Genomic DNA, 23,745 nt, shown 5'->3' on the forward strand with positions numbered 1-23,745 from the left:
TATGGTTAAGGTCTATGCTCCGGCATCGATTGGCAATGTCAGCGTTGGGTTTGATGTGCTGGGGGCGGCGGTTTCACCGCTCGACGGCACCCTGCTTGGCGATTGTGTCAGTGTGACAGCGGCAGATAGCTTCAGTTTGCGTAATGAGGGGCGCTTTGTCAGCAAGTTACCCGATGACCCAAAAGAGAATATTGTTTATCAGTGTTGGGCACGTTTTTGCCAAGAAATGGGCAAAGAGATCCCCGTCGCCATGGTGCTGGAAAAAAATATGCCGATTGGCTCTGGGTTAGGTTCCAGCGCCTGTTCCGTGGTGGCCGGTTTGATGGCGATGAATGAGTTTTGTGGCAAGCCGCTGGATAAAGTGACACTGTTGGGCATGATGGGCGAGCTGGAAGGGCGGGTATCTGGTAGTGTACATTTTGATAATGTTGCGCCGTGTTATCTGGGCGGGATGCAACTGATTCTCGAGCAGCCCGGTTATATCAGCCAGAATGTCCCCGGTTTTGACGATTGGTTATGGGTGATGGCGTATCCGGGGATTAAAGTCTCTACCGCTGAAGCTCGCGCTATTTTACCGGCGCAGTATCGCCGTCAGGATTGCATCGCGCATGGGCGTAATGTCGCCGGATTCATTCACGCCTGCCACACTCAGCAGCCGGATTTGGCCGCTAAAATGATGAAAGATGTTATCGCCGAGCCATACCGCACCCAATTACTGCCGGGCTTTGCGGCAGCGCGACAAGCAGCGCTGGATATCGGCGCACTGGCTTGCGGTATTTCCGGTTCCGGCCCAACGCTGTTTGCCGTGTGTAACGAGATAGAAACCGCGCAGCGTATGGCGAACTGGCTACAAAATCACTACCTGCAAAACGACGAAGGTTTTGTTCATATTTGCCGTCTGGATACCGCAGGCGCACGACTACTGGGATAACGCATGAAACTGTATAACCTTAAAGATCACAATGAGCAGGTTAACTTCGCGCAAGCTATCAAGCAGGGCCTGGGCAAGCAGCAGGGGCTTTTCTTCCCGCTGGAGTTGCCGGAGTTTGAACTTAGCGAAATTGATAAACTGCTGGATTTGGATTTTGTCACCCGCAGTAGCCGTATTTTGTCGGCGTTTATTGGCAATGAAATTGCGCCGGAAGTATTAACCAAACGCGTTCGGACGGCATTTGAGTTCCCGGCACCGGTTGCTCAGGTCGAGAATGACATTGCCGCGCTGGAACTGTTCCATGGCCCGACATTGGCCTTTAAAGATTTCGGCGCCCGCTTTATGGCGCAGATGCTGGCCGAGGTCGCAGGAGATCAGCCGGTGACCATCTTAACGGCAACCTCTGGCGATACCGGAGCGGCGGTAGCGCATGCATTTTATGGTCTGAAAAATGTGCGCGTGGTTATCCTCTATCCGCGCGGCAAAATCAGCCCGCTGCAAGAGAAATTGTTCTGTACCCTGGGGGGGAATATCCACACCGTGGCGATTGAGGGCGATTTTGATGCTTGTCAGGCGCTGGTGAAGCAAGCTTTTGATGATGAAGAGCTAAAACAGGCTTTGAGTCTTAACTCCGCTAACTCTATTAATATCAGTCGCTTGTTGGCACAGATTTGCTATTACTTTGAAGCAGTTGCCCAGTTGCCACAAGAGGCGCGCAACCAATTGGTTATCTCGGTACCCAGTGGCAACTTTGGCGATTTGACCGCCGGTCTGCTGGCTAAATCCCTCGGTTTACCGGTAAAACGCTTCATCGCGGCCACCAATGCTAATGATACCGTGCCGCGCTTCTTGGTTAATGGCCAGTGGCAGCCGAAGCCGACGGTGGCGACATTATCGAATGCGATGGATGTCAGCCAACCGAACAATTGGCCGCGTGTTGAAGAGCTTTATCGTCGTAAAATCTGGCAATTGAAAGACTTAGCTCACGGTGCCGTCAGTGATGAGGTCACCAAAGACACCATGCGGGAACTGGCAGATTTGGGGTATATCTCTGAGCCACATGCCGCCATTGCTTACCGCGTGTTACGCGATCAATTACAAGATGGCGAGTTCGGGTTGTTCATTGGCACAGCTCATCCGGCGAAATTTAAAGAGAGTGTTGAAGAGATTCTGGGGCAGGAATTACCGCTGCCAAAACCTTTGGCTGTGCGGGCGCAATTACCTCTGCTATCTCATGATTTGCCAGCAGATTTCGCGCAATTACGCACTTTCTTGATGGCATTGCCGAAGTAAGTAACCGCACAAGGGGCCATTGGCTTGGCTCCCAAGTTTGGCGGGGTGACGGCAACAATGGCCGCTCCGCCAGTTCTATTTTAAGCAAACAGGGCCCAACCGGCCCACTTCCCGGTTTATCAGCTAGTTGAGTGGCCGCATGGCTATTTTTAGCGCTGTTCCGCTCGCTTAAACACCAACTCGTTTTTGGCCGATAGCCCGGCATCAAATTCATAACCTTCCAGATTAAAATCAACCAGTTGTTCTGGCTTGGTTAGCTTATTTTGAATAATAAAACGGCTCATTAGCCCACGGGCTTTTTTGGCATAAAAACTGATAATTTTGTACTTACCGTTTTTCTCATCCAAGAAGACCGGTTTAATCAACGAGCCGGCTAACTTGGCGGGCTTCACCGCTTTAAAATATTCATCAGAAGCTAGATTAATCAGCACGTTATCACCCTGCTGCTCCAGAGCCTGATTCAGTTTTTCGGTTATCCGATCGCCCCAGAATGAATAGAGGTCTTTACCGCGCGGGTTAGCCAGTTTAATGCCCATTTCTAGACGATAAGGTTGCATTAAATCTAGTGGGCGCAGCACCCCATAAAGCCCTGAAAGCATACGCAAATGTTGTTGGGCAAAAGCGAAGTCGGCGGCGCTGAAATCCTGCGCCTGCATCCCGGTATAAACATCACCTTTAAAAGCCAGGATTGCCTGGCGCGCATTGTCCGGTGTGAAATCTGGCTGCCATTCGCTAAAGCGGGCGGCATTTAAACCCGCCAGTTTGTCGCTAATTCCCATCAGACTGCTGATTTGGGCGGGAGTCAGCTCACGGCAGATCTCGATAAGCTGTTGTGACTTATCCAACATTTCTGGCTGAGTAAACTGCTTGGTTGCTAACGGACTTTGATAATCAAGGGTTTTAGCCGGGGAAATTACAATAAGCATAACGACATCCTATTTATCCATATATCACACTGTAACAAAAAGTGCGCGTCAGCAAAAAGAAGATTGGACGATTACTAAGATAGGTTGGTAGATAAGCCGCGAGAGAATATAGTTTAGCTAAATCGTCTCAGCACGATGAGAATGGATGATATTGCTATTAACCTGCCGGTTTCTGGCTGTTTTAAAAGGCGAAAACGGTTGCGAACCAATGACTGCTCGCTTGCGCTTTTTTTAATCAGTTTAACTGCCTTGCACCGAAGCTTACGCATGTTATTATCAAGACAAGGCAGAGTGTCGAAATCGCTAATATTGCGAAATGGCTAACATTTCGAATGAGATGAAAGACCATTTTGACAGAGATAAAAGTGGCGACATGCCAAAAGTTCATGCACAAACGATGAGAAACGACAACATGACCGATAAACTTACTTCCCTACGTCAAATCACTACTGTAGTCGCAGATACTGGGGATATCGCGGCAATGAAACTGTATCAGCCGCAAGATGCAACTACCAACCCATCACTGATTCTGAATGCTGCCCAAATTCCCGAATACCGCAAGCTGATTGATGAAGCCATTGCTTGGGCTCGCGAACAAAGCAGTGATCACGCGCAGCAGATTGTTGATGCGACTGACAAACTGGCCGTTAATATCGGTTTGGAAATTCTGAAACTGATCCCTGGCCGTATTTCTACTGAAGTTGATGCTCGCCTGTCCTATGACACCGCGGCTAGCGTGGCAAAAGCCAAACGTCTGATTAAATTATATAACGAAGCCGGTATCAGCAATGACCGTATTCTTATCAAACTGGCTTCTACCTGGCAGGGTATCCGCGCTGCGGAACAGCTGGAAAAAGAAGGCATTAACTGCAACCTGACACTCTTGTTCTCCTTTGCTCAGGCGCGCGCTTGTGCTGAAGCCGGTGTGTTCCTGATTTCACCATTTGTTGGCCGTATTCTTGACTGGTACAAAGCCAATGGCGATAAAAAAGAGTTCGCGCCACACGAAGACCCGGGTGTTGTTTCCGTCACCGAGATTTACCAGTACTACAAAAAGCATGGTTATAAAACGGTAGTAATGGGTGCCAGCTTCCGTAATCTGGGTGAAATCATTGAGTTGGCTGGGTGTGACCGCCTGACTATCGCCCCATCTCTGTTGAAAGAACTGGCAGAAAGCACAGGCCCAGTAGAACGTAAACTGGCTTATACCGGTGAAATTCAAGCTAAACCTACGCCACTGACTGAAGCTGAGTTCTACTGGCAGCACAATCAGGACCCAATGGCGATTGATAAACTGGCTGATGGCATCCGTAAATTTGCTATCGACCAAGGCAAACTTGAGAAAATGATCTCAGACTTGCTGTAATGTGACTGGCGGTGATTGATTACCCGCGGTTATTTGGCAAAAAGGTGGCGCAAGCCGCCTTTTTTATTGCCGGTAATCTGAGACTAACTGCAGTTCCAACAACATGGGGTATGCTATCATTCGCCACAGATAAAGGGTTTTTCGTCGAGGTAGTCCCATGAATACATTACGTATAGGTTTAGTCTCCGTCTCAGATCGCGCGTCGAGTGGGGTATATCAGGATAAAGGTATCCCAGCACTGGAAGAGTGGCTGGCGAGTGCATTAACCACCCCCTTTGTAGTGGAAACTCGCCTCATCCCCGATGAACAAACTCTGATAGAGCAAACCTTGTGTGAGTTAGTCGATGAAATGGGCTGCCATTTGGTGTTGACCACCGGGGGAACCGGGCCGGCAAGACGTGATGTTACGCCCGATGCCACTTTGGCCATTGCTGATCGACAAATGCCGGGTTTTGGCGAACAAATGCGCCAAATCAGCCTTCATTTTGTCCCTACCGCGATATTATCCCGCCAGGTTGGAGTTATCCGTAAACAGGCATTGATTATCAACTTGCCGGGGCAGCCCAAATCTATCAAAGAAACTCTTGAGGGGGTAAAAGATGCTCACTCGACCGTGGTGGTCGCGGGTATTTTTGCCAGTGTACCCTATTGTATTCAACTGCTGGACGGGCCTTATATAGAGACCAATGCTGAAGTGGTAGCGGCTTTTAGGCCAAAGAATGCCATTATCGATATAAGAAACTAAATTAAAACTTTATACAGCATAAGATGCTATTTGTAAGGGTGTGGGGAATTTTGTACGGTATAGTCATGTTTACTTTACAAAATGTTGGAAATATTTTTCCCCCTACTCTGGTTTACTACGGTGTCATATGCATCAAGAACACAACTCAACTCAAAATGACGTGTCCCAGCCCCATGTTGACCAACAACATCATCATAATCGTCGGCTGAATAAGCAAGATTATAAAACGCTGACTTTGGCCGCATTAGGCGGGGCATTAGAATTCTATGATTTCATCATCTTCGTTTTTTTTGCTGCGGTGATTGGTGATCTCTTCTTCCCAACGGATATGCCCGAGTGGCTACGCCAAGTTCAGACATTCGGTATTTTTGCCGCCGGTTATCTGGCACGTCCGCTGGGCGGCATTATCATGGCGCATTTTGGCGACTTGGTTGGCCGTAAGAAGATGTTTACCCTGAGTATTTTATTAATGGCATTGCCAACTTTGGCGATTGGTATGTTGCCAACATATGCTTCTATCGGTATTGCCGCTCCGCTGTTGCTGCTGTTAATGCGCGTATTACAAGGTGCGGCAATTGGTGGCGAAGTCCCTGGAGCATGGGTATTTGTTGCTGAGCACGTACCACGCCGGCGTATTGGTATTGCCTGCGGTACTTTAACGGCAGGTTTAACCGCAGGGATATTGTTGGGATCATTGGTGGCTACTGCGATGAACACGGCCTTAAGTCCTCAGGCCATTTTAGAGGGGGGCTGGCGTGTGCCCTTCTTCCTTGGTGGAGTTTTTGGCTTATTTGCCATGTACTTACGCCGTTGGTTGCAGGAAACGCCCATCTTCAAAGAGATGCAGGCCCGTAAAACCTTGGCTGATGAATTGCCACTGAAATCTGTTGTGGTCAATCACAAGAAAGAAGTGTTTGTTTCCATGCTGCTGACCTGGTTACTGTCTGCCGGCATTGTGGTTGTCATCCTGATGACACCGACTTATTTGCAAAAACAGTTTGGTGTTCTGCCCGCATTAGCATTGCAGGCTAATAGCTTGGCGATTGTCGCGCTGGTCTTGGGGTGTGTGGTTGCCGGTCTGGCGATTGACCGGTTTGGCTCCAGCAAAACCTTCATGGTTGGCAGCTTGATGTTGGCGGTATCAACATGGTCGTTTTACCATACTAATTTGACTGATCCGAGCCAATTATTTACTCATTATATGCTGGCCGGATTCTGTGTTGGTATTGTCGGCGCAGTGCCTTATGTCATGGTGCGTGCATTCCCGGCAGAGGTTCGCTTTACGGGAATTTCGTTCTCCTACAATGTGGCGTACGCCATTTTTGGTGGATTGACGCCTATTATGGTGACGTTATTGATGAAAGTGACTCCTATGGCCCCGGCGTATTATATGTTGCTGTTATCACTGGTGGGGTTCCTGTTAGGAATCTATCTACGTCAGGATATTAATAGTGATGTAAAAGCACAGATGCCAAAGAAAGCTCTAGCTGACTAATAAAGCTATTCAATCAATTTTATCGACCAAAATAGCCCATAAATTTATGGGCTATTTTTTGACTTATAACCCTAAAACTCGCTCTTAAAGTTAAAACCGACTTTTTGTTTGACGCGAGCTGAGGGCTGAGAAATAACCTCAGAAAATAATGTTTGGGCACCTTGTTGCTGTAAATATCGGCTAAGTTCTCTGACCGCGGCAGTGCCTGCTCCCCTTACTGTCCCTTCACGGTCGGGAAATAAAACATACTCTGGCAGGGTGACAGAAGCGACCAGCTCAACTCTCTCTTGGCTATTAAAACGATCAGCCAGCACAACCGCGATAATTCGCCCCTGTAGTTTAATGACCACATAGATTTCACCTGGGCGGTGAAGGAGTAATCTGCGGCTGATAATACCGGTCACGATATATCCGGCATGGTGAAGTTTTCTGAGTGCTCTGTCTTTCTCATCTGGACTGTCATCCATACTGGCGGCTTGTCCATTATGTGGCTCTTGATATTGCTGCCCCCATTGCGCAATGGTTTCACTGAGTTTTTTACGCATGGCTTGAGCATTTTTAACTTCAACGTCTGAAAGTTTTTCTTCTTCTTCTGGTGTCAGTGTTGGCAATATTTCTACTTCGAATTCTAAGTCATTTTGTTCAACTAATTCACCCTGTGAAATGATTATCGGGGTAGTTTGTCTATAGCTAAAAGTCTCTAAGAGTAACTCGTAAATACCTAATGGTAAGGTCTCAACTTGAGATGGTGTGTCATCAGATGAATAGTAAAGACCATAGGTCAAGTAACTAAGCTGAGCATAGTCAAATGCCGTTTTTATCTCATTGAGAGCATTGCTGGTCTTTCGCTCGATTATTTTTTCTTTTATAGCGTTGATTAATCTATCTGCTACTACTTGATTCTCCGCAGCAACACCAATATTTCCTGTTCTGATTATGGTGTCTATCATTCGGCCAAAAAATGCTGTATTCCAAGTATCTAAACTATGACCAAACAGTAATGTGAAGTCAGTCATAATATCAAGTGTCCAATCAATACACTGAGGCCTTATTTGACGGATGGGACGAGTGCTTATTAAGGAGTAGACTGAAACCATGCAGGTTTTAGCTACCGCAGGCAGACTTAGAGATTGACTGATTATATTATCTATATAAGTCAGTGTCATATGATCATCACTGCCTTCTTGTATTAATAGTTCTTCTTTTGTTATCGGTTGGGGTTTTAGTGGGATGCTGTTTCCGGCAATATGCAAGGTTTTCCCTTTTGTATTACTGTTGAAATATCGATCTACACTGAATACGATGGCATCCAGTTGCTGGCATTTACCTCGGATAATATAGTTGTAAATATTTAAGAAAGGGGTGAAAGCACATATTATTTTACTTGTTTGAGTTAAATCTCTCTTTTCCCAATCTTTATCGCCTGCATCTGCGGTAAGTATAGTTTTGGCAAGAACTAAAGGATTACCTTGGTTGTAGTTAGTGATAATGATATCTGGTGAAATACTGATGTCATTAATCCAATTAAAAGAGATAATGGGAGATATATCTACTAAGTTATGTTTTAATGTTTGAATGAATTGTGTTTGTATGGAATCCATATTTATTTGTACAATAAAAGAAATGTTGTCACTGTGCTTATAACGTTCAAAATAAAATTTATTAACCATTTTATAGTCAGAGAATATAATAATTCTTTTGTTTATATTAACGCTAGTACCATTAAGTAGTTGAATGTCATAATTGTCACCCTCTCCAAGGCCTGAAGTGTCAAACACTAATATTACCTGTCTGTTTTGCAATCGTCTATCATTCCAATATTCGCCAAACGCATCATCAAGTTTTATCTTATGGATATTTATGATGGCGCACTTTTGGTCGCAGTTAAGGCCTTTTCTATCGGCTACTTTGATGCTGGTTATTGACATGCTCATTTTGATGGCTTTCAAATCATCATCTGTAATATTCTCTATTAGTGTGAAAAAAGGTAAATTGAAATTATCATTCTTATATATTTTTGCCATCATTCCATTCGGAATTGTTATTGACCTAATACTATCATTATGAATAAGTAATACATCTCGGCCAGACTCAATAATGGGTTCGCTATCATGATATAAATCTATTTGTTGGTCTGCTGCTAAACACATACTATCACCTTGAAATTGATCTTGGGTATAAAAACAAATGGCAGGTGCTATTTCGTACGAATTTATATTTTTATATAAACTCGATAGCTGGAGTTCTGGTAGGTTAATGTCATTTTTTAATATCATTTGTTCACCGGTAAAATTGGCGCCATCATAAAGGGTCACGACCATGCCCGGTGGCACAGATATTGATTCTATCTCGTTATCAAAGCCATCATTATAATTAGACCCTACCTCACCTTCAGTAGAACAAAATGAATTTCCGCCAAAATTAGGCAGTTCATAAAAACAAACTTTAGCTTTGTTTGAATAGGCTGCTTGCGACATTATTAATATAATGCTGATTAATAGTTTTATCACTATTTTCATAGGTGCACCCTTGGGTTGTTTAATTTATTACTCTATGTTACCTACTGGTTTATAATGTTATATTATATTTTTTTCGTTGGCATTATCTATTTTTATTATTCTTTTTAATTGTTTTATAGGACTAATTTTATAAAATAATCTATTCACCACAAATGATAATTAGGCGTAATAAAAAACCCTGAAAATAAGTATTCAGGGTGTGATTAAATATTATCTGCTACAGTTTTTTGTAATTAAACTACAGCTTGTGCTTGTAAACGCGGGCTTGGTTCACCAATGGGTAGTACTGTGCGGCCATATTGCTCGTTCAATACTTCCGCCATTGCCAGGTAAATGGCGCTGGCACCACAAATAATGCCTTCGAAACCGGCAAAAACCAACAGTGAATGGTTACCGGTAAAGTTACCGATTGCCAGCAGTGCAAAGAGTAGCGTCAGGCTACCGAACACAAACTGCAAGGCACGGTTAGCTGGCAAGGTGCCGAAGAACATAAACAGCGTGAAGATACCCCATAGGCCTAAATACACGCCAAGGAATTGTGCATCAGTTGCTTCTGCCATACCCATTTTTGGCAACATCAGCAAACCGACCAGGCTCAACCAGAATGCACCATAAGAGGTAAATGCAGTGGCGGCAAAGGTGTTGCCTTTCTTATATTCCAGCATACCCGCTAGAATTTGTGCCAGACCGCCGTAAAAAATCCCCATACTCAAAATAACAGAGGTCAGGGGAAAGAAGCCTGCGTTGTGCAGGTTAAGCAAGACGGTGGTCATCCCAAAGCCCATCAGGCCTAATGGGCCAGGGTTCGCCAACTTGGTGGTGTTCATAAGTCCTCTGCAAGTAACAGAATGCTAATAAAAAAGGATAATTATCCGAATAAGTATAAAGCGCCTGAATGACTAAAAAGTCGTCGATTCCCTCAGTGCGCGCGGCATCATAATGATCCACGCGATTGGAAACAATGATCTTGAGGGTGATAAAAAGTAATTTTTTTTCATCTCCCCCCTTGATGCTGCGTTTCCTGGCCCCATCTTATTTCCAACCGCAGGGACTAATCACGAATCAGCGGAAGCATGCATCAGCAAAATGCTGGGTGTGAAATCATTGATTATGAAAATACGGGCAGTTGAAAAAAAAACAATCCGCCCACATATAGATTAGTAACTTGACCGAATATGACTTTTTAGTGGAGGCGTTCTAGATGGGTAAAATTATTGGTATCGACTTGGGTACTACCAACTCTTGTGTTGCAATCATGGATGGCACAACTGCGCGCGTGCTGGAAAACGCCGAAGGCGACCGCACAACGCCTTCTATTATCGCGTATACCCAAGATGGTGAGATTCTGGTTGGTCAACCAGCTAAACGTCAGGCTGTTACTAACGCAGAAAACACACTGTTTGCTATTAAGCGTTTGATTGGCCGTCGTTTCCAGGATGAAGAAGCGCAGCGTGATAAAAGTATCATGCCGTACAAAATTGTTGCGGCTGATAATGGCGATGCTTGGTTAGAAGTTCGTGGCCAGAAAATTGCACCACCGCAGATTTCTGCTGAAGTGCTGAAGAAAATGAAGAAAACGGCGGAAGACTATCTGGGCGAACCAGTAACTGAAGCGGTTATCACTGTACCTGCATACTTTAACGATGCTCAGCGTCAGGCAACCAAAGATGCTGGCCGTATTGCAGGTCTAGAAGTAAAACGTATCATCAACGAACCAACCGCAGCGGCATTGGCCTACGGTTTGGATAAAGAAGTCGGCAACCGTACTATCGCAGTTTATGACCTCGGTGGCGGTACTTTCGATATCTCAATTATCGAAATTGATGAAGTTGATGGCGAAAAAACCTTTGAAGTTCTGGCAACCAACGGTGATACCCACCTGGGTGGTGAAGACTTCGATAGCCGCCTGATTAACTACTTGGTTGATGAGTTCAAGAAAGACCAAGGCATGGATCTGCGCACTGATCCGCTGGCAATGCAGCGCCTGAAAGAAGCGGCTGAAAAAGCGAAAATTGAGCTGTCTTCAGCTCAGCAGACCGACGTTAACCTGCCGTACATCACGGCGGATGGCAATGGTCCAAAACACATGAACATCAAAGTGACTCGCGCTAAATTGGAGTCACTGGTAGAAGATTTGGTCAACCGCTCAATTGAACCACTGAAAGTGGCTCTGCAGGATGCTGGCTTGTCTGTTTCCGATATCCAGGATGTTATCTTGGTGGGTGGTCAGACTCGTATGCCAATGGTTCAGAAGAAAGTTGCTGATTTCTTTGGTAAAGAACCACGTAAAGACGTTAACCCAGATGAAGCGGTAGCGATTGGTGCGGCAGTGCAGGGTGGTGTTCTGTCTGGTGAAGTGAAAGACGTTCTGTTGTTGGACGTAACGCCACTGTCACTGGGTATTGAAACCATGGGCGGGGTGATGACTCCGCTTATCACCAAAAACACCACTATCCCAACTAAGCACAGCCAGGTGTTCTCTACTGCGGAAGATAACCAGTCTGCGGTCACCATCCATGTGCTTCAGGGTGAGCGTAAACGTGCTCAGGATAACAAGTCACTGGGTCAGTTCAATCTGGACGGTATTCAGCCAGCACCTCGTGGTGCAGCGCAAATCGAAGTGACCTTTGATATTGACGCCGATGGTATTTTGCATGTGTCTGCTAAAGACAAAAATACCGGTCGTGAGCAGAAGATAACCATCAAAGCATCTTCTGGTTTGAATGAGGAAGAGATCCAGAAAATGGTACGTGATGCTGAAGCTAACGCTGAAGCAGACCGTAAGTTTGAAGAGCTGGTACAGACCCGTAACCAAGCTGACCACCTGATTCACGGTACTCGTAAACAGTTGGAAGAGGCCGGTGACAAACTGCCAGCAGACGACAAAACTGCCATCGAAGATGCGGTGAAAGCGCTGGAAGCAGCTCTGAAAGGCGAAGACAAAGCTGAAATCGAGGCGAAAACTCAGGCTCTGGTGCAGGTTTCTGGCAAATTGCTGGAAATGGCTCAGCAGCAGCAAGCGGCCGCTGGTGGTGATGCTGGTGATACCAGTGCCAAGAAAGAAGACGACGTGGTAGACGCCGAATTCGAAGAAGTTAAAGACAAAAAATAATTGCCCTTAAGCGGGCACAGCAGTGGTAGGCCTTACTGTTGCTGGAAACCAGCACGGGCGTCGAGGAAACTCTACGCCCGTGCACGCATGTTAAGGGTAGGAAAAAAAGAGAATGGCGAAGAGAGATTATTACGAGGTTTTAGGCGTTAAAAAGGACGCCGATGAACGTGAGATCAAAAAGGCCTATAAACGCCTAGCGGTAAAGTATCACCCGGACCGTAATCAGGACGAGAACGATACCGGCGAAAATTTCAAAGAAGTTAAAGAAGCTTACGAAGTGCTAACCGACCCGCAAAAGCGCGCAGCATATGACCAATATGGTCACGCCGCCTTTGAGCAAGGTGGTATGGGCGGCGGCGGTTTTGGTGGTGGTGCCGATTTTAGCGACATTTTTGGTGATGTTTTCGGTGATATCTTTGGTGGTGGCCGTCGTAAGCGAGCTTCCCGTGGTTCAGACTTGCGCTACAACATGGAACTGACGTTGGAAGAAGCGGTGCGCGGTGTGACCAAAGAAATCCGCATCCCCACGCTAAATGAATGTGATGTTTGCCATGGTAGCGGTGCTAAACCGGGCAGTTCTCCGGTAACCTGCTCGACGTGCCGTGGTGCAGGTCAGGTACATATGCGCCAAGGGTTCTTCACCGTACAGCAGGCATGTCCGACTTGTCATGGCAGCGGTCAAATCATTAAGGACCCGTGCAATAAATGTCATGGACATGGCCGTGTTGAGAAATCAAAAACGCTGTCGGTTAAAATTCCGGCAGGGGTGGATACCGGCGATCGCATCCGTTTAAGTGGTGAGGGTGAAGCTGGCGAGCATGGTGCACCTGCGGGTGATTTATATGTTCAGGTTGAGGTTAAAGCGCACCCAATCTTCGAGCGCGAAGGCAATAATCTGTATTGTGAAGTGCCGATTAACTTTGCCATGGCAAGCTTAGGCGGCGAGATTGAAGTCCCGACGTTGGATGGCCGAGTTAAGCTGAAAGTCCCTGCGGAAACACAAACCGGCAAATTGTTCCGTATGCGTGGTAAAGGGGTTAAATCTGTTCGGGGTGGCAGTCAGGGCGACCTGCTGTGCCGTGTTGTCGTCGAGACACCGGTTCACCTGAGTGAAAAACAGAAGCAATTGCTGCGCGAACTGGAAGAAAGTTTTGTTGGTGTGGCGGGTGAGAAAAACAGCCCTCGCTCCAAAAGTTTCTTAGATGGCGTTAAGAAATTTTTTGATGATCTGACCCGCTAGCGGTTAACCAGCTAATAAAACAGATGAAAATTAAAATCCTCGATAAACATCGGGGATTTTTTTCGCCGTCATAGCTGAATATCTGTGATGCACATCAGGAATGACTCGGTTTTACCGAGTATTTATTGCCATAAAAACGACTTTTTTCGAGTTAATGGTTATCCTAAAATTTATGAATTGATTTGCCGAGCAGCTGCTCACTGTCCGATGTAAGGAGTTTTCATTGTGACAAATATGATTCGTCAATTTTTACGCCAAGAGGCCGCTGGCGGCTTAATTCTCATTTTTGCCGCCGCGGTGGCTTTATGCATGGCCAACAGCCCACTGCAGGGGAGCTATCAATCATTTCTTGATATACCAGTATCAGTAAAAATAGCATCACTGGATATCAGTAAGCCCCTGTTGCTATGGATTAATGATGGTTTAATGGCGGTGTTTTTCCTGGTTGTCGGCTTGGAAGTGAAGCGCGAACTGATGGAAGGGTCACTGGCGGGGCGCGATAAAGCGGTGTTCCCAGCAATTGCTGCTTTGGGCGGTATGCTGGCACCCGCCCTGATTTACTTGCTGTTTAATGGGGCGGATGAGGTCACCCGCCAAGGTTGGGCCATTCCCGCCGCCACTGATATTGCTTTTGCGCTGGGCGTGATGGCATTGCTGGGGAACCGAGTTCCAACCAGCCTGAAAGTCTTTTTATTGGCATTAGCTATTATTGACGACTTGGGTGTCATCATTATCATTGCATTGTTCTATACCCATGAGGTTTCAGTGCCCGCCTTGGGGATTGCCGCTGCGGCCATTGCGCTATTGGGCTATATGAATTGGCGTGGTGTTGGGAAAACATCGGCCTATCTATTGGTCGGGTTGGTGCTGTGGGTGTGTATCCTTAAATCTGGTGTGCATGCGACCTTGGCTGGTGTCATTGTCGGCTTTATGATCCCGCTGCACACGAAAGATAAACGTTCGCCATCGGAATCACTGGAGCATGGCTTACATCCGTGGGTTGCTTATTTGATTCTGCCGTTATTCGCTTTTGCTAATGCGGGGGTTTCATTGCAAGGAGTTTCACTCTCTGGCATGACATCACTACTGCCTCTGGGGATTGCGAGCGGCTTATTTATTGGTAAACCACTGGGTATTTTCCTGTTCAGTTGGCTAGCGGTTAAGTTAGGAGTTGCTATACTGCCCGATGCAATCAATTTTAAGCAGATTTTTGCGGTGTCAGTGTTGTGCGGTATTGGTTTCACCATGTCGATATTTATTGCTTCACTGGCATTTGATGGCGCTGATATTGCTCTGACGACCTACTCTAAATTGGGCATATTACTCGGCTCTACTACCGCCGCGGTTGTTGGTTACAGCTTATTGCGTATGGTCTTACCGGTGAAAAGAAAAATAGCCCACTGATGACTATTTGAATAGCCAGTGCCGCTCATAAAGGCACTGGCGTTCTATTTGACGAATTTTAGGCTCACCATTTATTTGTGAAGTCTCAGAACAGGGAACGTTGAGTCGTGCGCGGGGCCATCTATTTGGCTAGGCGATATGTTAAGGAGATAACAATATGCGAATGTCACATATCAATTTCAATCATCTTTATTATTTCTGGCAGGTCTGCAAAGAAGGCTCTGTGGTGGGGGCTGCTGAAGCTTTATTTTTGACGCCACAAACTATTACCGGGCAAATTAAAGCATTAGAAGAACGTCTGGGGGGGAAATTATTTAAGCGCCAAGGGCGTGGGCTGGTGCCATCAGAATTAGGGCAATTGGTTTTTCGCTATGCCGATAAGATGTTCATGCTCAGCCATGAAATGCTGGATATTGTTAACTATCGCAAAGAATCTAACTTGCTCTTTGATGTCGGCGTTGCTGATGCATTATCCAAGCGATTAATTAGTCAGGTACTGGAAACTGCCGTGGTGGACCATGAAAAAATCCATTTACGCTGTTTTGAATCCACCCATGAAATGTTGCTAGAGCAGTTGAGCCAGCATAAGTTGGATATGATTTTGTCTGATTGTCCGGTTGATTCCAGCCAGCAAGAGGGGTTGTTCTCAGTAAAATTGGGCGAATGCAGTGTCAGTTTTTATTGTCGTCAACCTATCCCGGACTTGCCGTTTCCTGCCTGTCTGCAACAAAAGCGTTTGTTGATCCCAGGGCGTCGTTCAATGCTGGGGCGCAAATTATTAAATTGGATCAATAGCAAAGGGTTGCAGGTGGAAATTCTCGGTGAGTTTGATGATGCAGCGCTGATGAAAGCTTTTGCTATTTATAACAATGCCATTTTTGTTGCACCGACACTGTATGCTGCCAATACTTATGCTAAAGATGATGACATTGTAGAAATTGGTCGTTTAGATAATGTGCAGGAAGAGTATTACGTTATTTTTGCCGAGCGCATGATTCAACATCCAGCGGTGCAGCGAGTGTGTAACAAAGATTTCTCCGCACTTTTTAGTGGCTAAAACTGGCAGATTAACAAGTGTTGTGGGTTTGTAAAAGACGTAAAAAAACCGGCCTAAGCCGGTCTTTTTACTAAGCAGCCAACGTAATACAATTACTGCATTGCGTTGATTTGCGCTACCAAGTTTGACTTATGGCGCGCTGCTTTATTTTTGTGGATCAGACCTTTACAGGACTGACGATCCACGATTGGTTGCATCTCATTAAATGCTTTTTGCGCTGCGTCTTTATCGCCAGCTGCGATTGCCGCATACACCTTCTTAATGAAGGTACGCACCATTGAGCGACGGCTAGCGTTATGCTTGCGGCGTTTCTCAGACTGTACGGCGCGTTTCTTAGCTGATTTGATATTAGCCAAGGTCCAACTCCCAAATATATTCTATTGAGGACAATTCAAAGGCCGAGGAATATGCCCTTTTAGCCTTCGTTTGTCAATGGATTTGTGCAAATAAGCGCCGTTTGTACGGGCGGCACTTGCTACGTTGTGATGGAGCGGGATTTTACCAGCTTCGCGCTGTGGAATACAGTCTTTCGAAAGAAAATTCCACAGTTCACTGCCTCGAAGGGATTCGACGGTGGTTCTTGTAAAAATCTCAAGCTGCTTCTGTATTCAACGGCGTGCGTATTCTACAGGATAAAGTCAGTAAAAGGGATTTTACCTGCACAATTTTTGGCAAAATGGTATGACTTTCAGCTAAAGGTACGAATCGCGGGTTAACCTTAACCGCTGTACAAGGTATAATCCGGCGATTTCCACTGTTTTGAGCCAGCTATGGAGCTAATTCGCGGTATACATAATATCCGGGCACGCCACCATGGTTGCGTGCTAACTATCGGTAACTTTGATGGTGTCCATCGCGGACATCAAGCCTTATTGGAGCAGCTAAAGTGTGAAGGTCAGCGCTTGGGCTTACCCGTAATGGTCATGATATTTGAACCGCAACCACTGGAATTGTTTGCAGCGGACAAAGCACCGGCTCGACTGACGCGTTTACGTGATAAAGCCAGATATTTGGCCGATGCCGGTGTTGACTATTTATTATGCGTTAAGTTTGATCCGCGTTTTGCCGCGATGACTGCGCAAGCTTTCGTTGCTCAGTTGCTGGTAGAGAAGTTGGGTGTTAAGTTTTTAACTGTTGGTGATGATTTCCGCTTTGGCGCCGGGCGTCAGGGGGATTTTCAGCTATTACAGCAAGCGGGGGCTGAATTTGGTTTTGATGTAATAAGCACCGACAGCTTTTGTGATAGCGGCCTGCGTATTAGCAGCACCGCGATTCGGCAGGCACTTTCTGACGACGACTTGGTGTTGGCTGAGACACTGCTGGGTCACCCGTATCGTATTTCCGGCCGCGTGGTTCACGGTGACGAACTGGGGCGCACTATTGGCTTCCCTACGGCGAACTTGCCGTTAAAACGTTTAGTTGCTCCAGTAAAAGGAGTGTATGCGGTTGATGTTTATGGCCTAAGTCCAAAGCCATTACCCGGAGTGGCCAATATTGGCACTCGGCCGACCGTTGCGGGCATTCGCCAGCAGCTAGAGGTTCATCTGCTTGATGTAACTATGGATCTTTATGGGCGCCATATTGATGTGGTGCTTCGCGCGAAACTGCGCAATGAACAGCGTTTTGCTTCGCTCGATGCGTTGAAGCAGCAAATCGCCAATGATGTGGTGACGGCCCGAACATTTTTCGGGCTAAAGACACCGGTTTAATATTTCTAGCCGAAACGGAACCGAGAATCTAATGAGTGACTACAAGAATACCCTGAATTTGCCTGAAACGGGGTTCCCGATGCGCGGCGATTTGGCTAAGCGTGAACCTGACATGCTGAAACGTTGGTATGAGCAGGATCTGTACGGGATTATTCGTACAGCCAAGAAAGGTAAAAAAACCTTTATTCTGCACGATGGCCCTCCTTATGCGAACGGCAACATTCACATTGGTCACTCTGTTAACAAAATTCTCAAAGATATTATTGTTAAATCGAAAGGAATGGCTGGCTACGACTCACCTTATATCCCAGGTTGGGACTGCCACGGTCTGCCGATCGAGTTAAAAGTTGAGCAATTAATTGGTAAGCCGGGCGAGAAAGTCAGTGCCGCGGAGTTCCGTGCTGCTTGCCGCAAATATGCGGCTGAACAAGTTGAAGGCCAGAAGAAAGATTTCATCCGTCTAGGGGTGTTGGGCGATTGGGACCATCCTTACCTGACGATGGATTTCAAAACTGAAGCCAATATCATTCGCGCGCTAAGCAAAATTATTGATAACGGCCACCTGCATAAAGGTGCAAAACCCGTGCATTGGTGTACCGACTGCGGCTCGTCATTGGCAGAAGCTGAAGTTGAATATTACGATAAAACTTCGCCGTCTATTGATGTGCGTTTTAATGCCGTCGATGCAACTGCTGTGAGTGCAAAATTTGGCGTAACTCAGGTTAATGGCCCGATTTCACTGGTTATCTGGACGACTACTCCGTGGACTTTGCCTGCGAACCGCGCTATCTCACTGAATGCTGAATATATTTATCAGCTGGTGCAAGTAGAAGGCGAATGTTTGATTTTGGCCGCTGATTTGGTCGAAAGCGTGATGAAACGTGCTGGCATCAGCGAATGGACGATATTGGGCAACTGTAAAGGGTCAGACCTTGAACTGTTGCGCTTCAGTCATCCATTTATGGGCTTTGATGTGCCGGCGATTTTAGGTGACCACGTGACTCTGGATGCCGGTACTGGCGCGGTTCACACCGCACCTGGACACGGCCCAGATGACTTTGTGATTGGTCAAAAATACGGTTTAGAAGTGGCTAATCCGGTTGGCCCGAACGGTTGCTATCTAACGGGGACTTACCCGACGTTGGACGGCCTGTTTGTGTTTAAAGCTAATGATGTAATTGTGGAGCTGCTGCGCGAAAAAGGCGCGTTGCTGAAAGTTGAGAAACTGGTTCACAGTTACCCATGCTGCTGGCGTCACAAAACGCCAATTATCTTCCGTGCTACGCCGCAATGGTTCATTAGTATGGATCAAAAAGGTCTGCGCAAGCAGTCTTTGGCAGAGATAAAAGGCGTGCAGTGGATCCCGGATTGGGGTCAGGCGCGGATTGAAACCATGGTGGCAAATCGCCCAGATTGGTGTATTTCACGCCAGCGCACTTGGGGCGTGCCAATGTCTCTGTTTGTCCATAAAGAGACGGAAGTGCTTCACCCGCGCAGCACTGAATTAATGGAAGAAGTTGCCAAACGTGTCGAGCAAGACGGTATTCAGGCGTGGTGGGATCTGGACCCTGCTGAGATTTTAGGGGCTGATGCTGCTGATTACGTCAAAGTGCCAGACACTCTGGACGTCTGGTTTGACTCCGGCTCAACACATTCTTCAGTTGTTGATGTGCGTCCTGAGTTTAATGGCCATAGCCCGGATATGTATCTGGAGGGCTCTGACCAACACCGCGGCTGGTTTATGTCGTCATTGATGATTGCGACTGCGATGAAAGGCAAAGCGCCTTATCGTCAGGTGCTGACACATGGTTTCACCGTTGATGGTCAGGGGCGCAAAATGTCCAAATCCATCGGTAATACCATCAGCCCGCAAGATGTCATGAACAAACTGGGCGGCGATATTCTGCGCCTGTGGGTGGCATCGACCGATTACACCGGTGAAATTGCTGTTTCTGATGAAATTCTGAAACGCTCTGCTGATTCTTATCGCCGGATTCGCAATACTGCGCGCTTCTTGCTGGCTAACCTGAATGGTTTCGATCCTGCATTGCATCAGGTCGCTCCAGAAGATATGGTCGTGGTAGACCGCTGGGCCGTGGGCCGTGCTCAAGCCGCCCAAGCCGAGATTATGGCCGCGTATGAAAATTACGATTTCCACTTGGTGGTACAGCGCTTGATGCAATTCTGTTCGGTTGAGATGGGGTCTTTCTACCTCGATATCATTAAAGACCGCCAGTACACCGCGAAAGGCGATAGCGTAGCGCGCCGCAGCTGCCAGACGGCATTATTCCACATTGCAGAAGCATTGGTTCGTTGGATGGCACCCATCATGTCCTTCACGGCCGATGAGATTTGGAACGAAATGCCCGGCGAGCGCCCACAGTATGTCTTCACTGAAGAGTGGTATGACGGTCTGTTTGGGTTGGCCGGCGATGAGAGTATGAACGATACTTTCTGGGCTGAGCTGTTGAAAATTCGTGGTGAAGTGAACAAAGTGTTGGAGCAAGCGCGTAGCGATAAACGTATTGGTGGTTCGCTGGAGGCAGCCGTGACTCTGTTTGCTACTCCTGAACTGGCTGCCCGCCTGAACAGCTTGCAAGATGAGTTGCGTTTTGTGTTGCTGACGTCAGCTGCGACAGTCGCAGATTATGCTGATGCTGGTGATGATGCACAGCAAAGCGAGCTGATTGCTGGGCTGAAAATTACCTTTAACAAAGCTGATGGCGAGAAGTGCCCGCGTTGCTGGCATTACACGCAAGACATCGGTTTGGATGCGGAACACGTTGAACTGTGCGGCCGCTGTGTCACTAACGTTGCCGGAGACGGTGAAGAGCGTAAGTACGCCTGATGAGTAAATCGATTTGTTCGACCGGATTGCGCTGGTTATGGCTGGCTGTATTGGTGGTGATTGTGGATCTCGGGAGCAAGCAGTGGGTCATGACCCACTTTGCTCTGTATGAGTCCGTGCCGCTGATTCCTTTTTTCAACCTGACTTATGCGCAGAATTTTGGCGCGGCGTTTAGCTTCCTTGCCGATAAAAGTGGCTGGCAGCGCTGGTTCTTTGCAGGGATAGCTATCGGTATTTCAGTCCTATTGATGGTGCTGATGTATCGCTCTACTGCCAAGCAGCGCCTACTAAACTGTGCTTATGCCCTGATTATCGGGGGGGCGTTAGGTAACTTATTTGACCGCATGGTACATGGCGCGGTAATCGATTTTATCGACTTTCACGTCAATAACTGGCATTTCCCGACATTTAACATTGCCGATACCGCCATCTGTATCGGTGCTGCGTTAGTGATATTTGAAGGCTTTTTAAGCCCTGCTGAAAAAACAGCTATAAATAAAGGTGAGTGATATGTCAGAGCTTGTACAAGACAATAGCGCCGTATTGGTGCATTTCACTCTGAAACTGGAAGATGGCTCAACGGCAGAATCAACTCATATTCATGGCAAACCCGCGCTATTTCGGTTAGGCGATAGCAGCCTAAGTGACGCGCTGGAGCAGCAGTTGATAGGTCTGAAAGTGGGCGATAAGCACACTTTTACCTTGCAGCCTGAAGATGCATTTGGTTTGGAAAGTCCTGATTTGATTCAGTACTTCACTCAGCGCGATTTTGCTCAAACCGGTGTACCGGATGCCGGCACGATTATGCTGTTTACCACCCGTGATGGCAGTGAAATGCCAGGAGTGGTGCGAGAAGTGGCGGAAGAGTCCATTACTGTTGATTTTAATCACCCGTTGGCTGGGCATATCGTCAGCTTTGATATTGAAGTGCTGGAGATTGACCCCCAACAGGAGGCAACGCATGCAGATATTGTTGGCTAATCCACGCGGCTTTTGTGCCGGAGTTGATCGGGCTATCAGTATTGTTGAACGCGCGATCGAGATGTATGGCGCGCCAATTTATGTGCGCCATGAAGTGGTACACAACCGCTATGTAGTTGATAGTCTTCGGGAACGCGGTGCTATTTTTATTGAGGATATCTCTGAGGTGCCGGATGGCTCCATTTTGATTTTCTCGGCCCATGGTGTGTCGCAGGCTGTGCGGGCAGAAGCCCGTGCGCGTGAGCTAACCATGTTGTTTGATGCGACTTGCCCACTGGTGACCAAAGTTCATATGGAAGTTGCGCGCGCCAGTCGCAAAGGGAAAGAAGCTATCCTGATAGGCCATGCTGGTCATCCGGAAGTGGAGGGCACCATGGGGCAATACAATAACCCGAAAGGGGGCATGTATTTGGTCGAATCGCCTGATGATGTGTGGCAACTGAATGTTAAAGACGAGAACAATCTCTGCTTTATGACTCAGACCACTTTGTCAGTTGATGATACCGCCGCAGTGATTGATGCTTTACACCAGCGGTTCCCGAAGATTATCGGCCCACGTAAAGACGATATCTGCTATGCCACAACTAACCGGCAAGAAGCGGTGCGGAATTTGGCAAATGATGCCGATGTTGTCCTGGTGGTTGGTTCGAAAAATTCATCTAACTCGAACCGCCTGGCTGAACTCGCGCAGCGTATGGGGAAATCGGCTTATCTGATTGATTCTGCAGCTGATATCCAAGAGTCATGGCTAGAGAATGCGGCGTGCATTGGCGTCACCGCCGGGGCCTCGGCACCGGATATTCTGGTGCAGCAAGTTATTGCTCGCTTGCAAACCCTCGGGGCTGGCGGGTCTGTTGAACTACGTGGTCGTGAAGAAAATATCGTCTTTGAAGTTCCCAAAGAATTACGTGTTGAGGTTAAACAGATCGATTGATCTCGGCTAAGTATTCATCAGCAATATCAAGCAGCCCTTCGTGGCTGCTTTTTTTACCGGTAAATATCGTAATAACTGCATGAATATGCTTAATAAGCGCATTATGCTTGATGAAGGGTAATCGCACTGTAACCCGCTGAATGGGGCATTTGGCCGCTTACAAAGGCTATCGGCTTGAGGCGGCGGACGTGATGCAAGGAATTAAGTGGTTTCACTGATAAAAATGGGCGTATATCATTTTTTTCTAATACAGATTAAATAGGCTGGTAGAGTCCATGGCAGGCAGCTAATCTGAACCCTTGTCAGGGTAGATGACACAATATTGGGAGAACTAATGACTGATTCAACAATTCGTATCGCCGTTGTCGGCGCGGGTGGCCGCATGGGCCGGCAGCTTATCCAGGCAATTACACAGACAAAAGGTGTTGTACTGGGGGCTGCTGTTGAGCGGGTAGGTTCCACGTTAGTGGGAAGTGATGCGGGTGAATTGGCCGGTACCGGTTCACTGAATATCCAGGTAAATGATGATTTATCGAAAGTAACTGATCATTTTGATGTGTTGATCGACTTTACTCGCCCAGAGGGCACATTGGAACATTTAGCGATTTGCCGCAAACACCGTAAAGCCATGGTCATTGGTACCACTGGCTTTGATGATGCTGGCAAAGCCGTTATCAGTGCCGCCGCATCGGATATTGGCATTGTGTTCGCCGCCAACTTCAGTGTTGGGGTCAATGTGGTGCTTAAGTTGCTTGAGAAGGCCGCTAAAGTGATGGGGGATTACACCGATATCGAAATTATTGAAGCCCATCATCGCCATAAAGTGGATGCGCCATCGGGTACCGCGTTGGCAATGGGGGAGGCGATAGCCGAATCTTTAGGTCGGTCACTGAAAGATTGTGCCGTTTATAGCCGCGAGGGCCACACCGGAGAGCGTCAGCCGGGTACTATCGGTTTTGCCACTGTGCGCGCAGGCGATATTGTCGGGGAACATACCGCGATGTTTGCTGATATTGGCGAGCGGGTTGAAATCACGCACAAAGCGAGCAGTCGCATGACTTTTGCCAATGGGGCGGTTAAGTCTGCTATTTGGGTATCTAAGCACCAAAATGGCCTATTTGACATGCGGGATGTACTGAATTTAAACGAACTTTAATGGTGTAAAGTACAACCCGTGATGTGGTT

19 protein-coding genes are annotated in these 23,745 nt (G+C 47.1%); 15 read left to right on the top strand and 4 right to left on the bottom strand.

Going from position 1 to position 23,745, the window contains the following annotated elements:
- Position 1: 1 nt before the first annotated feature.
- Together thrB and thrC are read left to right on the top strand one after the other, a co-directional pair.
- On the top strand, positions 2 to 931 hold the full coding sequence (gene thrB / locus D5F51_RS03585; RefSeq protein WP_025379569.1) for a homoserine kinase: 930 nt from the start codon (positions 2 to 4) through the stop codon (positions 929 to 931).
- A gap of 3 nt (positions 932 to 934) precedes the next feature.
- A complete protein-coding gene (thrC, locus tag D5F51_RS03590) occupies positions 935 to 2,224 on the top strand; it encodes a threonine synthase (RefSeq protein WP_129195630.1) in 1,290 nt (429 codons plus the stop codon).
- Between the two features lie 149 nt (positions 2,225 to 2,373).
- Here thrC and yaaA read toward each other — a convergent pair whose 3' ends face one another.
- Positions 2,374 to 3,150 (bottom strand): peroxide stress protein YaaA, encoded by a 777-nt coding sequence (gene yaaA, locus D5F51_RS03595; RefSeq protein ID WP_129195631.1) that lies wholly within the window; start codon positions 3,148 to 3,150, stop codon positions 2,374 to 2,376.
- A 412-nt stretch (positions 3,151 to 3,562) separates the two neighbouring features.
- Here yaaA and tal point away from each other — a divergent pair, with 412 nt between their 5' ends.
- From tal to D5F51_RS03615, 3 genes are all read left to right on the top strand, one after another.
- A complete protein-coding gene (gene tal, locus D5F51_RS03605) occupies positions 3,563 to 4,516 on the top strand; it encodes a transaldolase (RefSeq protein ID WP_129195633.1) in 954 nt (317 codons plus the stop codon).
- Between the two features lie 157 nt (positions 4,517 to 4,673).
- Positions 4,674 to 5,261, top strand: a complete 588-nt coding sequence (gene mog, locus D5F51_RS03610; protein ID WP_129195634.1) for a molybdopterin adenylyltransferase — start codon at positions 4,674 to 4,676, stop codon at positions 5,259 to 5,261.
- A gap of 127 nt (positions 5,262 to 5,388) precedes the next feature.
- A complete protein-coding gene (locus D5F51_RS03615; RefSeq protein ID WP_129195635.1) occupies positions 5,389 to 6,756 on the top strand; it encodes an MFS transporter in 1,368 nt (455 codons plus the stop codon).
- A gap of 71 nt (positions 6,757 to 6,827) precedes the next feature.
- On the opposite strand, the gene D5F51_RS03620 is transcribed toward D5F51_RS03615, so the two are convergent.
- Entirely contained in the window at positions 6,828 to 9,275 is a 2,448-nt protein-coding gene (locus D5F51_RS03620; RefSeq protein ID WP_129195636.1) for a peptidase inhibitor family I36 protein, read from the bottom strand.
- Positions 9,276 to 9,508: 233 nt separating this feature from the next.
- The gene (satP, locus tag D5F51_RS03625; protein WP_129195637.1) at positions 9,509 to 10,102 is read right to left on the bottom strand and encodes an acetate uptake transporter; all 594 of its coding nucleotides are present in this window, start codon (positions 10,100 to 10,102) and stop codon (positions 9,509 to 9,511) included.
- Between the two features lie 374 nt (positions 10,103 to 10,476).
- Between satP and dnaK the strand changes: the two genes are divergently transcribed.
- The 4 genes from dnaK to nhaR all read left to right on the top strand — a co-directional run bounded on the left by dnaK (position 10,477) and on the right by nhaR (position 16,088).
- Entirely contained in the window at positions 10,477 to 12,387 is a 1,911-nt protein-coding gene (dnaK, locus tag D5F51_RS03630) for a molecular chaperone DnaK (RefSeq protein ID WP_129195638.1), read from the top strand.
- Between the two features lie 112 nt (positions 12,388 to 12,499).
- Positions 12,500 to 13,627 (top strand): molecular chaperone DnaJ, encoded by a 1,128-nt coding sequence (gene dnaJ / locus D5F51_RS03635; protein ID WP_129195639.1) that lies wholly within the window; start codon positions 12,500 to 12,502, stop codon positions 13,625 to 13,627.
- A 225-nt stretch (positions 13,628 to 13,852) separates the two neighbouring features.
- Entirely contained in the window at positions 13,853 to 15,031 is a 1,179-nt protein-coding gene (gene nhaA / locus D5F51_RS03640) for a Na+/H+ antiporter NhaA (RefSeq protein ID WP_129195640.1), read from the top strand.
- 157 nt (positions 15,032 to 15,188) lie between these two features.
- Positions 15,189 to 16,088 (top strand): transcriptional activator NhaR, encoded by a 900-nt coding sequence (gene nhaR, locus D5F51_RS03645; protein ID WP_129195641.1) that lies wholly within the window; start codon positions 15,189 to 15,191, stop codon positions 16,086 to 16,088.
- Positions 16,089 to 16,180: 92 nt separating this feature from the next.
- On the opposite strand, the gene rpsT is transcribed toward nhaR, so the two are convergent.
- Positions 16,181 to 16,444 (bottom strand): 30S ribosomal protein S20, encoded by a 264-nt coding sequence (gene rpsT / locus D5F51_RS03650; RefSeq protein ID WP_002220715.1) that lies wholly within the window; start codon positions 16,442 to 16,444, stop codon positions 16,181 to 16,183.
- A gap of 414 nt (positions 16,445 to 16,858) precedes the next feature.
- Between rpsT and ribF the strand changes: the two genes are divergently transcribed.
- From ribF to dapB, 6 genes are all read left to right on the top strand, one after another.
- A complete protein-coding gene (gene ribF / locus D5F51_RS03665; RefSeq protein ID WP_025379557.1) occupies positions 16,859 to 17,797 on the top strand; it encodes a bifunctional riboflavin kinase/FAD synthetase in 939 nt (312 codons plus the stop codon).
- A 31-nt stretch (positions 17,798 to 17,828) separates the two neighbouring features.
- Positions 17,829 to 20,645, top strand: a complete 2,817-nt coding sequence (gene ileS / locus D5F51_RS03670) for an isoleucine--tRNA ligase (protein ID WP_087769554.1) — start codon at positions 17,829 to 17,831, stop codon at positions 20,643 to 20,645.
- Positions 20,645 to 21,154, top strand: a complete 510-nt coding sequence (gene lspA / locus D5F51_RS03675) for a signal peptidase II (protein WP_025379555.1) — start codon at positions 20,645 to 20,647, stop codon at positions 21,152 to 21,154. The genes ileS and lspA overlap by 1 nt, the downstream gene beginning before the upstream one ends.
- Position 21,155: 1 nt before the next feature.
- Positions 21,156 to 21,626, top strand: coding sequence for an FKBP-type peptidyl-prolyl cis-trans isomerase (gene fkpB / locus D5F51_RS03680; protein ID WP_025379554.1), 471 nt, complete (start codon positions 21,156 to 21,158; stop codon positions 21,624 to 21,626).
- Complete coding sequence (gene ispH, locus D5F51_RS03685) at positions 21,607 to 22,560, top strand: 4-hydroxy-3-methylbut-2-enyl diphosphate reductase (protein ID WP_129195642.1); 954 nt, start codon at positions 21,607 to 21,609, stop codon at positions 22,558 to 22,560. The genes fkpB and ispH overlap by 20 nt, the downstream gene beginning before the upstream one ends.
- A 334-nt stretch (positions 22,561 to 22,894) precedes the next feature.
- Positions 22,895 to 23,716: a 4-hydroxy-tetrahydrodipicolinate reductase gene (dapB, locus tag D5F51_RS03690; protein WP_129195643.1), complete on the top strand. Its 822-nt coding sequence runs from the start codon at positions 22,895 to 22,897 to the stop codon at positions 23,714 to 23,716.
- The last annotated feature ends 29 nt before the right edge of the window (positions 23,717 to 23,745 follow it).

This window comes from Yersinia hibernica (assembly GCF_004124235.1).
Lineage (GTDB): Bacteria > Pseudomonadota > Gammaproteobacteria > Enterobacterales > Enterobacteriaceae > Yersinia > Yersinia hibernica.

Excerpts from the sequence above, each read along its gene's own strand:
- mog (WP_129195634.1), top strand. The coding sequence starts at position 4,674 with ATGAATACATTACGTATAGGTTTAGTCTCCGTCTCAGATCGCGCGTCG.
- yaaA (WP_129195631.1), bottom strand. The coding sequence starts at position 3,150 with ATGCTTATTGTAATTTCCCCGGCTAAAACCCTTGATTATCAAAGTCCG.
- ispH (WP_129195642.1), top strand. The coding sequence starts at position 21,607 with ATGCAGATATTGTTGGCTAATCCACGCGGCTTTTGTGCCGGAGTTGAT.
- dnaJ (WP_129195639.1), top strand. The coding sequence starts at position 12,500 with ATGGCGAAGAGAGATTATTACGAGGTTTTAGGCGTTAAAAAGGACGCC.
- thrC (WP_129195630.1), top strand. The coding sequence starts at position 935 with ATGAAACTGTATAACCTTAAAGATCACAATGAGCAGGTTAACTTCGCG.
- ileS (WP_087769554.1), top strand. The coding sequence starts at position 17,829 with ATGAGTGACTACAAGAATACCCTGAATTTGCCTGAAACGGGGTTCCCG.
- ribF (WP_025379557.1), top strand. The coding sequence starts at position 16,859 with ATGGAGCTAATTCGCGGTATACATAATATCCGGGCACGCCACCATGGT.
- nhaR (WP_129195641.1), top strand. The coding sequence starts at position 15,189 with ATGCGAATGTCACATATCAATTTCAATCATCTTTATTATTTCTGGCAG.
- lspA (WP_025379555.1), top strand. The coding sequence starts at position 20,645 with ATGAGTAAATCGATTTGTTCGACCGGATTGCGCTGGTTATGGCTGGCT.
- satP (WP_129195637.1), bottom strand. The coding sequence starts at position 10,102 with ATGAACACCACCAAGTTGGCGAACCCTGGCCCATTAGGCCTGATGGGC.
- fkpB (WP_025379554.1), top strand. The coding sequence starts at position 21,156 with ATGTCAGAGCTTGTACAAGACAATAGCGCCGTATTGGTGCATTTCACT.
- dnaK (WP_129195638.1), top strand. The coding sequence starts at position 10,477 with ATGGGTAAAATTATTGGTATCGACTTGGGTACTACCAACTCTTGTGTT.
- thrB (WP_025379569.1), top strand. The coding sequence starts at position 2 with ATGGTTAAGGTCTATGCTCCGGCATCGATTGGCAATGTCAGCGTTGGG.
- D5F51_RS03620 (WP_129195636.1), bottom strand. The coding sequence starts at position 9,275 with ATGAAAATAGTGATAAAACTATTAATCAGCATTATATTAATAATGTCG.
- D5F51_RS03615 (WP_129195635.1), top strand. The coding sequence starts at position 5,389 with ATGCATCAAGAACACAACTCAACTCAAAATGACGTGTCCCAGCCCCAT.
- tal (WP_129195633.1), top strand. The coding sequence starts at position 3,563 with ATGACCGATAAACTTACTTCCCTACGTCAAATCACTACTGTAGTCGCA.
- dapB (WP_129195643.1), top strand. The coding sequence starts at position 22,895 with ATGACTGATTCAACAATTCGTATCGCCGTTGTCGGCGCGGGTGGCCGC.